This is a genomic window from Rhodococcus spongiicola, from assembly GCF_004011835.1.
In the GTDB taxonomy this organism is placed as follows: domain Bacteria; phylum Actinomycetota; class Actinomycetes; order Mycobacteriales; family Mycobacteriaceae; genus Prescottella; species Prescottella spongiicola.
On sequence record NZ_RKLN01000003.1, the window covers coordinates 314,377 to 328,140 of the forward strand.

11 protein-coding genes are annotated in these 13,764 nt (G+C 65.3%); 4 read left to right on the forward strand and 7 right to left on the reverse strand.

The window, feature by feature from the left end; genetic code table 11:
• Genes tal through pgl form a run of 4 tightly spaced genes read left to right on the forward strand, consistent with a single transcriptional unit; the run spans window position 1 to window position 4,335 of the window.
• Complete coding sequence (gene tal, locus EF834_RS09535; RefSeq protein WP_127946979.1) at window positions 1-1,134, forward strand: transaldolase; 1,134 nt, start codon at window positions 1-3, stop codon at window positions 1,132-1,134.
• A 3-nt stretch (window positions 1,135-1,137) separates the two neighbouring features.
• On the forward strand, window positions 1,138-2,679 hold the full coding sequence (gene zwf, locus EF834_RS09540) for a glucose-6-phosphate dehydrogenase (RefSeq protein WP_127946980.1): 1,542 nt from the start codon (window positions 1,138-1,140) through the stop codon (window positions 2,677-2,679).
• A complete protein-coding gene (gene opcA, locus EF834_RS09545; RefSeq protein WP_328590553.1) occupies window positions 2,676-3,587 on the forward strand; it encodes a glucose-6-phosphate dehydrogenase assembly protein OpcA in 912 nt (303 codons plus the stop codon). The genes zwf and opcA overlap by 4 nt, the downstream gene beginning before the upstream one ends.
• Window positions 3,580-4,335, forward strand: a complete 756-nt coding sequence (gene pgl, locus EF834_RS09550; RefSeq protein ID WP_127946982.1) for a 6-phosphogluconolactonase — start codon at window positions 3,580-3,582, stop codon at window positions 4,333-4,335. The genes opcA and pgl overlap by 8 nt, the downstream gene beginning before the upstream one ends.
• Window positions 4,336-4,461: 126 nt before the next feature.
• Here pgl and EF834_RS09555 read toward each other — a convergent pair whose 3' ends face one another.
• The 7 genes from EF834_RS09555 to EF834_RS09585 all read right to left on the reverse strand — a co-directional run bounded on the left by EF834_RS09555 (window position 4,462) and on the right by EF834_RS09585 (window position 13,620).
• Window positions 4,462-5,595 carry a YncE family protein gene (locus tag EF834_RS09555; protein WP_164874108.1) on the reverse strand — a complete coding sequence of 378 codons (1,134 nt, stop codon included), beginning with the start codon at window positions 5,593-5,595 and terminating at the stop codon, window positions 4,462-4,464.
• A 242-nt stretch (window positions 5,596-5,837) separates the two neighbouring features.
• A complete protein-coding gene (locus EF834_RS09560) occupies window positions 5,838-6,914 on the reverse strand; it encodes a beta-propeller fold lactonase family protein (RefSeq protein WP_127946984.1) in 1,077 nt (358 codons plus the stop codon).
• 281 nt (window positions 6,915-7,195) lie between these two features.
• Window positions 7,196-8,254, reverse strand: coding sequence for a YVTN family beta-propeller repeat protein (locus tag EF834_RS09565; protein WP_206615226.1), 1,059 nt, complete (start codon window positions 8,252-8,254; stop codon window positions 7,196-7,198).
• 213 nt (window positions 8,255-8,467) lie between these two features.
• Window positions 8,468-9,520, reverse strand: coding sequence for a beta-propeller fold lactonase family protein (locus EF834_RS09570; protein ID WP_235871086.1), 1,053 nt, complete (start codon window positions 9,518-9,520; stop codon window positions 8,468-8,470).
• 312 nt (window positions 9,521-9,832) lie between these two features.
• Window positions 9,833-10,876 (reverse strand): beta-propeller fold lactonase family protein, encoded by a 1,044-nt coding sequence (locus EF834_RS09575; protein WP_127947324.1) that lies wholly within the window; start codon window positions 10,874-10,876, stop codon window positions 9,833-9,835.
• Between the two features lie 369 nt (window positions 10,877-11,245).
• The gene (locus EF834_RS09580) at window positions 11,246-12,286 is read right to left on the reverse strand and encodes a YVTN family beta-propeller repeat protein (RefSeq protein ID WP_235871087.1); all 1,041 of its coding nucleotides are present in this window, start codon (window positions 12,284-12,286) and stop codon (window positions 11,246-11,248) included.
• A 212-nt stretch (window positions 12,287-12,498) separates the two neighbouring features.
• The gene (locus EF834_RS09585; protein WP_127946985.1) at window positions 12,499-13,620 is read right to left on the reverse strand and encodes a YVTN family beta-propeller repeat protein; all 1,122 of its coding nucleotides are present in this window, start codon (window positions 13,618-13,620) and stop codon (window positions 12,499-12,501) included.
• Window positions 13,621-13,764 lie beyond the last annotated feature (144 nt).

The window sequence follows — 13,764 nt, forward strand, 5'->3', positions numbered from 1 at the left end:
ATGACTGACACAGCAACCCAGAACACCAACCTCGCGGCTCTGTCCGCGGCGGGCGTGTCCGTGTGGCTCGACGACCTGTCCCGGACGAGACTCGAGACCGGTAACCTCGCGGAACTGGTAGCCACCCGCAGTGTCGTCGGCGTCACCACGAATCCGACGATCTTCCAGGGTGCCATCACCAAGGGTGAGGCGTACGACCGGCAACTGCACGAGCTCGCCGCACAGGGCGCCGGCATCGACGAGGTCGTCCGCGCGCTCACCACCGACGACGTCCGCAATGCATGTGACGTGCTTGCGCCGGTATCCGCCGCGACGGGCGGCGTGGACGGCCGGGTTTCGATCGAGGTCGACCCTCGTCTTGCCCACGAGACCGACGCCACCGTCGCGCAGGCGATCGAGTTGTGGAAGCTCGTCGACCGCGAGAACCTGCTGATCAAGATTCCGGGTACGAAGGCGGGGCTACCCGCTATCACCGCCGCGATCGCCGAGGGCATCAGCGTCAACGTCACGCTGATCTTCTCGGTGAAGCGCTACGAGGCGGTGATCGACGCCTACCTCGCCGGGCTCGAGGCTGCGAAGGCCGCCGGACACGACCTGTCGAAGATTCACTCGGTGGCGTCGTTCTTCGTTTCCCGCGTGGACACCGAGATCGACGCACAGCTCGAGAAGATCGGTACGGATGCCGCTCTCGAGCTGCGGGGCAGGGCCGGTGTGGCGAACGCCCGCCTGGCATACGCGTCCTACCAGAAGGTCTTCGAGGGTGGCGACCGGTGGGCGGCGCTCGCGGCGGCGGGTGCCCGCTTGCAGCGTCCCCTGTGGGCGTCGACAGGTGTGAAGAACCCCGTCTACCCCGACACGCTGTACGTGACGAACCTCGTTGCCCCGAACACCGTCAACACGATGCCGGAGAAGACCCTCGAGGCGGTCGCCGACCACGGCACCGTCACCGGTGACACCGTCGCCGGTCGGGCCGGGGCATCACAGGCCGTGTTCGACGAGCTCGCAGCCGTCGGCATCGACATCCCGGCCGTGTTCGACAAACTCGAGTCGGAGGGTGTGAAGAAGTTCGAGGTGTCGTGGAACGAACTCCTCGACGCGATCACGGTGCAACTAGCCGCTGCTCGAGAGGGCTGATCCGTGAGCGGGCCCACGGCGGACGCTTGGATCAACCCGCTCCGGGACAGCAGGGACCGGCGACTACCGCACATCGCCGGCCCCTGCGGCTTGGTGATCTTCGGTGTCACCGGCGACTTGGCACGCAAGAAGCTGATGCCGGCCGTGTACGACCTCGCCAACAGGGGGCTGTTGCCGCCCGGGTTCGCTCTGGTGGGGTTCGCCCGGCGTGACTGGGCGGACGAGGATTTCGGGAAAATCGTCCACGACGCGGTGCGTGAGCACGCGCGCACCCCGTTTCGGGAACACGTGTGGGAGCAGCTGTCGAGGGGCATCCGCTTCGTGCAGGGCAGCTTCGACGACGCGGCCGCGTTCACCGAACTCAAGAACACCCTCGCCACGCTCGACCGCGAACGCGGCACCCGCGGTAATCATGCTTTCTACCTGTCGATTCCTCCGGCTCAGTTCCCGACGGTGTGCCAGCAGCTGTCGCAGTCGGGACTGGCGAAGTCGGTGGACGGCCAGTGGCGGCGCGTCGTCATCGAAAAGCCGTTCGGCCACGACCTCGACAGTGCGCGTGAACTCAACGCGGTGGTGAACAAGGTCTTCCCCGAGGACACGGTGTTCCGCATCGACCACTACCTGGGCAAGGAGACCGTCCAGAACATCCTGGCACTGCGCTTCGCGAACCAGTTGTTCGACCCGATCTGGAATTCGCACTACGTCGATCACGTACAGATCACCATGGCCGAGGACATCGGCCTGGGCGGACGCGCCGGCTACTACGACGGAATCGGCGCCGCCCGCGACGTCATCCAGAACCATCTGCTGCAATTGCTCGCGTTCACCGCGATGGAGGAACCGGTCAGCTTCGAGCCGTCGGAGCTGCAAGCCGAGAAGATCAAGGTCCTGTCGGCGACGCGATTGGCCGAGCCGCTCGATGAGACCACCGCCCGCGGACAGTACGCGGGTGGTTGGCAAGGCGGCCTCGAAGTCGTCGGCCTCCACGATGAGGAAGGGTTCGCGAAGGACTCCACCACCGAGACCTACGCAGCGATCACCCTCGAGGTCGACACTCGGCGTTGGGCCGGTGTCCCCTTCTATTTGCGGACCGGAAAGAGATTGGGCCGCAGGGTCACCGAGATCGCGGTCGTCTTCAAACGCGCACCGCACCTGCCGTTCGACGCGACGATGACCGAGGAACTCGGCCAGAACGCCCTGGTGATCCGCGTTCAGCCCGACGAGGGCGTCACCATGCGGTTCGGTTCGAAGGTGCCGGGCTCGAGCATGGAGGTCCGTGACGTGAACATGGACTTCAGCTACGGACAGGCGTTCACGGTCTCATCTCCGGAGGCGTACGAGCGGTTGATCCTCGACGTGCTTCTCGGCGAGCCGTCACTGTTCCCGGTCAACGCTGAGGTCGAGTTGTCGTGGACCATCCTCGATCCGGCCCTCGAGCACTGGGCGAGGCAGGGAATGCCCGAACCGTACGAGGCCGGAACCTGGGGTCCGCCGTCGGCGGAGGAAATGATGCGCCGCACCGGTCGTGAATGGAGGAGACCGTGATCATCGAGTTGCCTTCGACCACTACTGGCACCATCAACAAGAAGCTCATAGAACTGCGTGAGACGGGTGGAGCGGTCACCCTCGGCAGGGTGCTGACGCTCGTGGTGTGCACCCGCGAGAGCGACAACGCTGAGGACGTCATCGACGCCGCGAACGAGGCCAGCCGCGAACATCCGTGTCGTGTGATCGTCGTGACGCGCGGATCCCGTTCGGGGGAAACACATCTCGATGCCGAAATCCGCGTGGGCGGCGATGCGGGCGCCTCCGAGGTCGTCGTCTTGCGGCTGCACGGCGAACTAGCCGATCACGAGGCCAGTGTCGTCGTGCCGTTCCTACTGCCCGACACCCCGGTGGTCGCGTGGTGGCCCGAGAACGCACCTGCGGTACCCGCGCTGGATCCAGTGGGAAGGTTGGCGATTCGACGGATCACCGATGCTACAGGTGCCGAGGACCCCACTGCGACGATCAAGAGCCGGCTCGGCTCCTACACGGCGGGAGATACCGATCTCGCGTGGAGCCGGATCACCTACTGGCGTGCCCTGCTGACTTCGGCTCTGGACCAGCCGCCCCACGCACCGGTCGTGTCCGCGACGGTGTCCGGTTTGGCGTGCGAACCCGCGCTCGATGTTCTGGCGGGGTGGCTCGCCGACCGAATCGAGGGCACCGTCCGACGGCAGACCGGAGAACTGTTCGCCGAACTGCAGTTGGCGAACGGCGACCGTATCGCGATCAGCCGACCACAGGCGGAGATGACGGCGACGCTCAGCCGAACCGGTCAACCGGATGCCCTTGTACCCCTTGCCCGCCGCGAGACCCGCGACTGCCTCGCGGAGGAACTACGACGACTCGATCCCGACCAGATCTACGAGGCTGCCCTGACCGGCCTGTCGAAGGTGGAATATGTCTGATACCTCAAGCCGGAACGAGATTCACCGCTTCACCGACACGGCAGAACTCGTCCGTGCGACGGCCGAGCGCTTCGTTGACGCCGTCGTCACGGCGCAGAATGCACGCGGTTCCGCGGCGGTGGTCCTCACCGGCGGCGGCACGGGCATCGCCGTGCTCGAGCACGTGCGCGACAACCCCGGTGCGATCGACTGGGATGCCCTCGATGTGTTCTTCGGTGACGAGCGGTTCCTTCCCGCAGGCGATCCCGAGCGCAACGAGGTGCAAGCCCATCAGGCGTTGCTCGACCATGTTCCGATCGACCCGGCCCGGGTTCACGTCATGTCTGCCTCGGATGGCGCGTACGGTAGCGATCCGGTGACCGCGGCCGCCGCCTACGCGGAGGTAATCGACGTGTTCGCCGCCGACCGAACCGGCCCTCTGTTCGACGTCCACCTCTTAGGCATGGGCGGAGAGGGACACGTGAATTCGCTCTTCCCTCAGACCGATGCGGTGCGGGAAGAACACCAGTACGTCGTCGCGGTTACCGATTCACCAAAGCCGCCCCCGGTTCGGATCACACTGACGTTGCCCGCGATCCGGAGCGCGAACGAGGTGTGGCTTGTGGTATCCGGGGAAGCGAAGGCCGAGGCAGTGGCGGCTGCGGTTGGTGGCGCTCCCCCGGTCGAGATCCCCGCTGCCGGTGCGTGCGGTCAAGCTGCCACCCGGTGGCTGCTCGACCAGGCGGCCGCATCACAACTATCGGTCTGACGCATCCTCCACCCAACGAGTGCGCGCAACGCTCGGCTTCTCCCGTTGCGGGAATCGGTGAACCGCAGGGCGCCGCCACCGGCGCGTTCGCCGGTGGCGGCGTTCTGCCCCACCCCTGCGCGGTTGTCAGCTTCCGGCGCTGCCCGTCGAGCCAGCACCCGCCAGCGAACCACCGCGGACCGTGGAACCGTTACCCACGCTCTCCGTCGAACCGCCGCCAGCCAGCGGACCATCACCGGCCAGCGAACCGAAGTCAATGCACAGCGACGCGGTGCACTGGGCATTGTCGATGTCGATCACCGACACCGAACCGTCATTGTTGTTGGTGACGTAGGCCCGGGATCCGTCCGGGGTGATCGCCACCCCCTCCGGGCCCTCCCCGACATCCAGGGTTTCGAGGACAGTGTTGGTGGCTGTGTCGATCACCGACACTGAACCGTCATCGAAGTTGGTGCCGTACAGCCGGGATCCGTCCGGGGTCACCGCGATCGCGATGGGGTCTTGCCCCACGTCAATGGTTGCGATCTCGTCGTTGATGACGGTGTCGATCACCGAGACCGCACCGTCTTGTCTGTTGGTGACGTACGCCCGGTTTGCAGTCGGGGCGACCGCCACTCTTGCCGGATCGTCCCCGACCTCGATGGTGGCGGACACAGTGTTGGACGCTGTGTCGATCACCTTCACCGAATGGTCGTTGCTGCTGACGACGTAGGCGCGGGTTCCGTCCGGGGTCACCGCTACATCGATCGGTCCGTCCCCAACCGCCTCGATATGGATTGCTGAATTGGTAGCGGTGTCGATCACCGACACCGAATCGTCGTCGATGTTGGCGACGTATACCTGCGATCCGTCCGGGGTCACCGCGACGCCGTACGGCCTCGCACCGACTGGGACGGTTTCGACCACATCATTCGTGGCCGTATTGATAATCGACACCGAATCGCCGGAAGTGTTTGTGACATAAGCGCGGGACTCGAACGGATGGACCGCCACCCCGGAATGGCTGTCGCCGACCGGGATGGTCGCGGTCACGTCGTTCGTGGCCGTATCGATCACCGACACCGCATTGATGTCGACCGCTACGTACACCCGGGATCCGTCCGGGGTCACCGCCACCCCAGCCGGGTCGGCCCCGAGAGAGATGGTCTCCGTGACGGTATCCGCATCCGCCGTGGCCGCCCCAATACCGATCATCCCAAGCACCAGAGCACCAGTCGCGGTCAACCCGAGTGAGAGGCGCGCGGCGCTTCCCTTGACCATAGACAATTTGCGAGAACTACTGTGCCAGTGCATATTTCTCTCCTACGTCACAGAAACAAGATGGACAGGCCACGCAGTGAGACAACCGGCGGCCGCAGCCGACCACCAGCCGAAGGCAGGCTAACAAGCAGAATCCGCATCAGACCTCCGACTCACCGAAGAACCCACACCCACCAGACCGGATGACGCCGCCACCGACCCGATCGCCGGTGGCGGCGCCCGCCGTCACACCAGAGCGGGTGTCAGCCGCTGGCGCTGCCCGTCGAACCAACACCCGCCAAGGAACCGGTGCCTCCGCTGCCCGTCGAACCGCCGCCGACCACCGAACCACCGCCCGCCAGCGATCCGGTTGCGATGCACAACGATCCGGAGCACGTTTCGACGGCGATCACTGACACCGTGTCGTCCTCATTGTTGACGACGTAGGCGCGGGATCCGTCGGGGGTCACCGCCACGAAGATCGGGCCGTTCCCGACCGGAATGGTCTCGACCACGGTATTGCCGGCCGTCTCGATGACCGACACCGCGTTGTCGCCATTATCGGCGACATACGCACGGGATCCGTCGGGGGTCACCGCCACCCCGGATGGACCGGCCCCGGCCACGACAGTACCGACAACGGTGTTGCCGATAGTCTCAATCACCGACACCGTGCCGTCGTTGTTGTTGCCGACGTATACCTGAGATCCGTCCGGGGTGACTGTCAACCCGATGGGGCCGTCGCCGACCCCTATGGTTTTCACCAGGGTGTTCCCTACGGTCTCGATCACCGACACCGTACCGTCAAGAATGTTGGTGACGTAGACGCCGGACCCGTCCGGAGCCACCGCCACGTCTTGCGGGAGGCTCCCCACCGGGACGGCGCTGACCACCGCGTTGGCCGCGGTATCGATCACCGACACCGTGCCGTCCCCCAAGTTGGCGACGTAGACGTGTGACCCATCCGGGGTCACTGCCAGCCCGGCAGGGGCTTCTCCGACGTCGATGGTGTCGACCACCGAATTGCCGATGGTCTCGATCACCGACACCGTGCGCTCCGACCCGTTGGTGACATAGACCCGAGATCCGTCCGGGTCCACCGCCACGAAAGTTGGACCGTTCCCGACCTCGATGGTGTCGACCACGGTATTGCCGGCGGTCTCGATCACCGACACCGAATCGCCGACAACGTTGGCGACGTAGAGGCGGGATCCATCCGGGGTCACCGCCGCCCCGAGCGGGGCATCCCCCACCGCGACCGTGCGGATGACGGCGTCCGCTGCCGCGGCCCCTGCCCCCGTTCCCGCGATACCCAACACCATCACCCAAACAGATGCCACCGCGAATAGCACACCCGAGGCGTGAGCCCTGACCGTACGATGACTTCGAAAACCACTGAGCCGATTCACATTTCTCTCCTATTTCAGAAGAACACAACGGGCAGGCGATACAGCGCGACAACCGGCCGGCGACCCCGGCCACCAGCCTTCAGGAGGCTAACAACCACAAACGGGATCAGACCCCCGACGCACCGAAGAGAGCCGAATACCCACCACGATGCACGACGCCACCACCGGCGCGATTACCAGTGGTGGCGCCCTATCTCACCGCGGCGTGGATGTCAGCTGCCGGCGCTCCCCGTCGAACCAGCACCCGCAAGAGAACCACCGCCCACCAGCGAACCGCTGTCTCCACTACCAGTCGAACCACCGCCCGCCAACGATCCGGTTGCGATACACAACGATCCGGAGCACTTCCTGGCGGCGATCACCGACACGGCATCATCGTAAAAGTTGGCGAGGTAGACGCGGAACCCGAACGGGCCCAACGCCACCCCGGCTGGGCCGGTCCCGACCGTAGCGGTCTCGACTACCGTGTTCCCGGCGGTCTCGATCACCGACACCGTCCCCTCGCCGGTGTTGGTGATGTAGACGCCGGACCCGTCCGGGGTCACCGCCACCCCGAACGGGCTGTCGCCAACCGCAACGGTGTCGACCACGGTGTTTCCGGCGGTCTCGATCACCGACACCGAGCCGTCCAGGGTGTTGGTGACGTAGACGCGGGATCCGTCCGGGGTCACCGCCACCTCTGACGGATCGTCGCCGACCGTAACGGTGTCGACCACGGTGTTTCCGGCGGTCTCGATCACCGACACCGTGCCCTCGAAAGCATTGACGACGTACACGTGGGACCCGTCCGGAGTTACTGCCACCCCGGACGCGCCGTTCCCGACCGCAACGATGTCGACCACGCTGTTGGTGCTGGTGTCGATCACCGACATCGTGAAGTTGAACAAATGAGAGACGTAAACGCGGGACCCGTTCGGGGACACCGCCACCCCATGAGGTACGTCCCCGACCGCGACAGAGTCGACCACCGTGTTTGTGCCGGTGTCGATCACCGACACCGTGTCGTCAAATCTGTTGGTGACGTAGACGTGCGATCGGTTCGGGGTGACCGCCACCCCGAAGGGGCCGTCCCCGACGCCGACTGTATCGATCACCGTGTTGCCGATGGTCTCGATCACCGACACCGAGTCGTCTTGGGTGTTGGCGACGTAGACGCGCGACCCGAACGGGGACGCCGCCACCCCGACAGGTCCGCTCCCTACCGGAATGGTGTCGATGACGGTATCCGCTGCCGCGGCCCCCGCACCGATCCCGGCCATACCCAGCAGCATTGTGCAAGCAGATACCATCCCGAACATCACGTGTCCGGCGCGCCCCTCAACCACTCGGCGACCTCGAAGCCTATTGATTCGGTCCACATTTCCCTCCTGCACCAGAGGAATTGAATAGACAGGCCATGCGGTGAGACGAACGGGCGAGCCACGGCGTCGCCATGGACACCTGCTCGTCGGTGGCAGCGCCGCATCTCACCGCAGGTGCGGGTGTCAGCTGCCGACGCTGCCCGCCGAACCAGCACCCGCCAGCGAACCACCGCCGGCCAGGGAACCGGTGCCTCCGCTGCCCGCCGAACCACCGCCCACCAGCGATCCGGTGGCGAAGCACAACGATCCGGAGCACCGCTCGACGGCGATCACCGACACCGTGTCATCATCGCTGTTGGTGACGTAGACGCGGAACCCAAGCGGGGTGACCGCCACAAAGGACGGGGCGCCCCCGACAGGGATGGTCTCGATGACGGTGTTCCCGGCAGTCTCGATCACCGACACCGCGTCGCCACCGACGTCGGCAACGTAGACGCGGGACCCGTCCGGGGTCACCGCTACCCCGGCCGCACCGACTCCGACCCCGACGACGGTATCGACCACGGTGTTCCCGGCAGTCTCGATCACCGACACCGTACCGTCATCGTTGTTGCCGACGTAGACCCGCGATCCGTCTCGGGTGACCGCCACCCCGAGCGGGCCGTTCCCGACCCCGACTGTGGTGACTACGGTGTTGTCGACGGTCTGGATCACCGTCACAGTATCGCCACCGGTATTGGTGACGTAGACGTGGGACCCGTCCGGGGTGACCGCCACCCCGATCGGGAAGGTACCAACGCCGACTGTGGTGACCACGGTGTTGTCGACGGTCTGGATCACCGATACCGAAGGCGCACCGGTGGTGTTGGTCACGTAGACGTGGGACCCGTCCGGGGTCACCGCCACCCCGAAGGGGTCGTCCCCGACCGTCACGGTGTCGACCACCGTGTTGGTGAAGGTGTTGATCACCGACACCGAATCGTCGTCACGATTGGTGACGTAGGCGCGGGACCCGTCCGGGGACACCGCCACCCCCAGCGGGAAGTCCCCGACTGTCACGGTGTCGACCACAGTATTCGTGACGGTGTCGATCACCGACACCGAATCGTCGACGGCGTTGGCGACGTAGGCGCGGAACCCAAATGGGCTGACCGCCACCCCGTTCGGAAACTCCCCGACCGGAATGGTGTCGATGACGGTGTCCGCTGCCGCGGCCCCCGCGCCGATCCCGGCCATACCCAACACCATGACGCAAGCAGATGCCACCCCGAGGACCGCACGCCCCGCGCGTCCCCTGATCGTGCAATGACCTCGAAAACCACTGAGCCGATTCACATTTTTCTCCTACGCAAGAGGAATAAAACGGACAGGCGATTCAGCGAGACAACCAGCGCCCGGAGACGGCCACCAGCCGAAAGGAGGCTAACAACCGCAATCCGCATCAGGCCCACGAATCGCCGAAGAGGCCACACAACGTCCAAGAAACGCAACGCCGCCACCGACACGAACCACCGGTGGCGGCGCCCCTAACTCACCACAGCTCGGGTTTCAGCTGGCGGTGCTGCCCGCCGACCCCACACCCGCCAACGAACCAGCGCCCACCAGCGAACCGGCACCTCCACTGCCCGTCGAACCACCGCCCACAAGCGAACCCGTGGCGATGCACAACGACCCGAGGCACCTGTCGACGCCGATCACCGACACCGTGTCGTCAAGAATGTTGGCGACGTAGGCACGGGACCCGTCCGGGGTGACCGCCACCCCGAACGGGAAGTCCCCGACAGGGACGGTCTCGACCACCGTGGTGGTGATGGTGTCGATCACCGACACCGAATCACCGTCGGTATTGGTGACGTAGGCACGGAACCCGTCCGGGGTGACCGCCACCTCACGCGGACCGTCCCCGACCGCCACAGTCTCAACCACCGTGGTAGTGGCGATCTCGATCACCGACACCGAATCATCGCCTCTGTTGGTGACGTAGGCACGGGACCCATCCGGGGACACCGCCACCCCACGCGGACTGCTCCCGACCGCCACTGTGTCGACGACCGTGGTGATGGCGGTGTCGATCACCGACACCGAATCATCTTCTCTGTTGGTGACGTAGGCGCGGGACCCATCCGGGGTGACCGCCACCCCACGCGGACTGCTCCCGACCGCCACTGTGTCGAACACCGTGGTTGTAGCGGTGTCGATCACCGACACCGAATCATCGCCTCTGTTGGTGACGTAGACGCGGGACCCATCCGGGGTGACCGCCACCCCTACCGGACTGTTCCCGACCTCCACTGTTTCAATGACGGTGTTCCCGGCGGTCTCGATCACCGACACCGAATCGTCGTCACGGTTGGTGACGTAGACGCGGGACCCGTCCGGGGTGATCGCCACCCCCGTCGGGAAATCCTCGACCGCCACGCTATCGACCACCATGTTCGTGCCGGTGTTGATCACCGACACCGAATCCTCCGATTGGTTGGTGACGTAGACGCGGGACCCGTCCGGGGTGATCGCCACCCCGACCGGATTCACGACCGGGACGGTGTCGATGACGGTATCCGCTACCGCGGCCCCCGCTCCGATCCCGGCCATTCCCAGCACCACGACGCACGCAGATGCTACTCCGGACGTCAGACGCGCGACGGGCCTCCCGACTGTGCGGTGACCTCGAAAACCACTGAGCCGATTCACATTTCTCTCCTACATAAGAGGAACAAAACGGACAGGCCATGCAGTGAGAAAACCAGCGACCGGAGACGACCACCAGCCGACAGGAGGCTAACAACCACAATCCGTATCAGGGCGCCGACGCACCGAAGAGGCCACACACCAATCAGAAGGCACGACGCCGCCACCGACACGGTCGTCGGCGGCGGCGTCCTTCCCACTTCGATTTGGTTGTCAGCTTCGGGCGCTGCCCGCCGACCCGCATCAGGCCGGCGAACTACCGCCAGTCAGCGATCAGGAGGTGCACAACGATCCGGAGCAGGTCTCGTCGGCGATCACCGACACCATCGAGGCCTCATGGTTGACGACGTAGACCGGGGATCCGTCAGGGCTCACCGCCACTCCGTACGGGTAGTTCCCAACTCGAATCCTCTCGACCACTGAGTTCGTGGCGGTGTCGATCACCGACACCGAAGCGTCATAGAGGTTGGTGACGTAGGCGCGGGACCCGTCCGGGGTCAGCGCCAACCCCCACGGGAAATCTTCGGCCGGAATCGTCTGGGCCACGGTGTCCGTGGCGGTATCGACCACCGACACCGTGTCGCTACCACCGTTGGCGACGTAGACGCGGAGCCCGTCCGGAGTCACCGCCAACCCTCGCGGGTAGTCGCCGACCCTGATGGTGTTCACCAGAGTGTTCTCACTAGTTTCGATCACCGACACCGAGTCCTCGAGAGCGTTCGTGACGAACGCGCGAGACCCGTTTGGGGTGAACGCCACATCCTGCGGGCCATTCCCCACCCCAATGGTTTCGACCACCGTCCTATCGGCGGTCTCGATCACTGACACCGTGTCATCACCGTTGTTGGTGACGTAGACGCCAAGTCCGTCCGGAGTCGTCGCCACGCCAACCGGGGTGTCCCCGACCTCGATGGTGTCGATCACGGTGTTGCCGGCGGTCTCGATGACCGACACCGTGTCCTCCAACTGGTTCGTGACGTAGACGTGAGAACCGTCCGGGCTAACCGCCACCCCAGCCGGGGCGTCCCCGACTCCGATGCTGCCGATCACCGCGTTGCCGGCGGTCTCGATCACCGACACAGAATCGCTGACAACGTTGGTGACGTAGGCGCGAGACCCGTCCGGGCTAACCGCTACCCCGAACGGGGCTGTCCCCACCCGGACGGTGTCGACGACGGTGTCCGCCGACGCGGCACCCGCCCCCATTCCCGCCACACCCAGCGCCATCGCAGAAACAGATACCACCCCGAACATCGCACGTGCGGCGCGGCTCCCAGCCGTGCGGCGACCTCGAAAACCACTGAGCCGATTCACATTTCTCTCCTACATCAGAGGAACACAACGGACAGGCCATACAGCGAGACAACCAGCGGCCAGACCCGACCACCAGCCCAAAGGAGGCTAACAACCACAAACCGGATCAGACGCCCGAATCACCGAAACAGACACACGGCTCGCAGACCGAACGACGCCGCCACCGACGATCGTGTCGGTGGCGGCGCCATAAACTCACCGCGATGTGGGTGTCAACTGCCGATGCTGCCCGTCGAGCCGAAGCCGACTGGGGAACTACCGCCCGCCAGCGATCCCAGCGATCCCAGCGATCCGGAGCCGATGCAGAACGATCCGGAGCACGTGTCGACGGCGATCACCGATACCGTGTTACCCAGGTTGTTGGCCACGTAGACTCGGGAGTCGCCCGGGGTCACCACCACCCCACGCGGGCCGTCCCCTACTTCGATTGTGTCGTCCACTGTGTTCCTGGAGGTTTCGATCACCGATACCGAGTCCCCCACCTCGTTTGTCACGTAGACGCTCGACCCTTCGGAGGCTACCGCCACCCCGAACGGCGCGTCCCCGACCGTAATGTCGTCGACCACGGAGTTCCTGAACATTTCGATCACCGATAGCGTGCCGTCGGCACTGTTGCTCACATAGACGTAGGTCCCGTCCGGGTGCACCGCCACCCCGGTCGGCGCGTCTCCGACGTTCACGGTGTCGACTACGGTGTTGCTACCGGTGCGGATCACCGACACCGTGTCGTCCAGGGTATTGGTGACGTAGACGCGGGAACCCTGCGGGCTTGCCGCCACGAACTGCGGTCCGTCCCCAACCGAGATGGTCTCGACCACCTCGTTCGTGCGGGTGTCGATCACCGACACCGAATCATCGGAGAAGTTGGTTACGTAGACGCGGGAACCGAACGGACTCACCGCCACCCCACGCGGGTTGTCTCCGACATCGACGGTGTCAACTACAGCGTTGGTGCCTGTGCGGATCACTGAGACCGTGTCGTCCAGGGAATTCGTGACGTAGACGCGGGAACCGCGCGCGCTCGCCGCCACCCCCTGCGGGCCGTCCCCGACGTTGATGGCGTCGACCACGGTGTTGCCGGCAGTCTCGACCACCGACACCGAGTCGTCTCCGAAGTTGGCTACGTAGACACGTGCCCCGGACGGGACCACCGCCACCCCGTCCGGGCCGTTCCCGACAGGAATGGCTTCCATGAAGGTACCCGCTGCCGCGGCCCCCGCACCGACCCCGGCCATGCCCAGCACCATCGCAGAAGCAGCCGTCACCCCGAACACCAGACGCACGGCGCGCCCCGCGGCCGTGCGGTGACCGCGAAAACCACTGAGCCGATTCACATTTCTCTCCTACATCTGAGGAACAAAACGGACAGGCCATGCAGCGAGACAACCGGCGGCCGGACCCGACCACCAGCCCAAAGGAGGCTAACAACCACAATCCGGATCAGGTCCCGAATCGCCGAAAAGGCCCCTCACCCACCA

What these genes read in the sequence shown, in the direction of transcription:
- tal (WP_127946979.1), top strand. Translation starts at nt 1, where the DNA reads ATGACTGACACAGCAACCCAGAACACCAACCTCGCGGCTCTGTCCGCG.
- pgl (WP_127946982.1), top strand. Translation starts at nt 3,580, where the DNA reads ATGTCTGATACCTCAAGCCGGAACGAGATTCACCGCTTCACCGACACG.
- EF834_RS09555 (WP_164874108.1), bottom strand. Translation starts at nt 5,595, where the DNA reads ATGGTCAAGGGAAGCGCCGCGCGCCTCTCACTCGGGTTGACCGCGACT.
- EF834_RS09565 (WP_206615226.1), bottom strand. Translation starts at nt 8,254, where the DNA reads ATGCTGCTGGGTATGGCCGGGATCGGTGCGGGGGCCGCGGCAGCGGAT.
- EF834_RS09570 (WP_235871086.1), bottom strand. Translation starts at nt 9,520, where the DNA reads ATGGCCGGGATCGGCGCGGGGGCCGCGGCAGCGGACACCGTCATCGAC.
- EF834_RS09575 (WP_127947324.1), bottom strand. Translation starts at nt 10,876, where the DNA reads ATGGCCGGGATCGGAGCGGGGGCCGCGGTAGCGGATACCGTCATCGAC.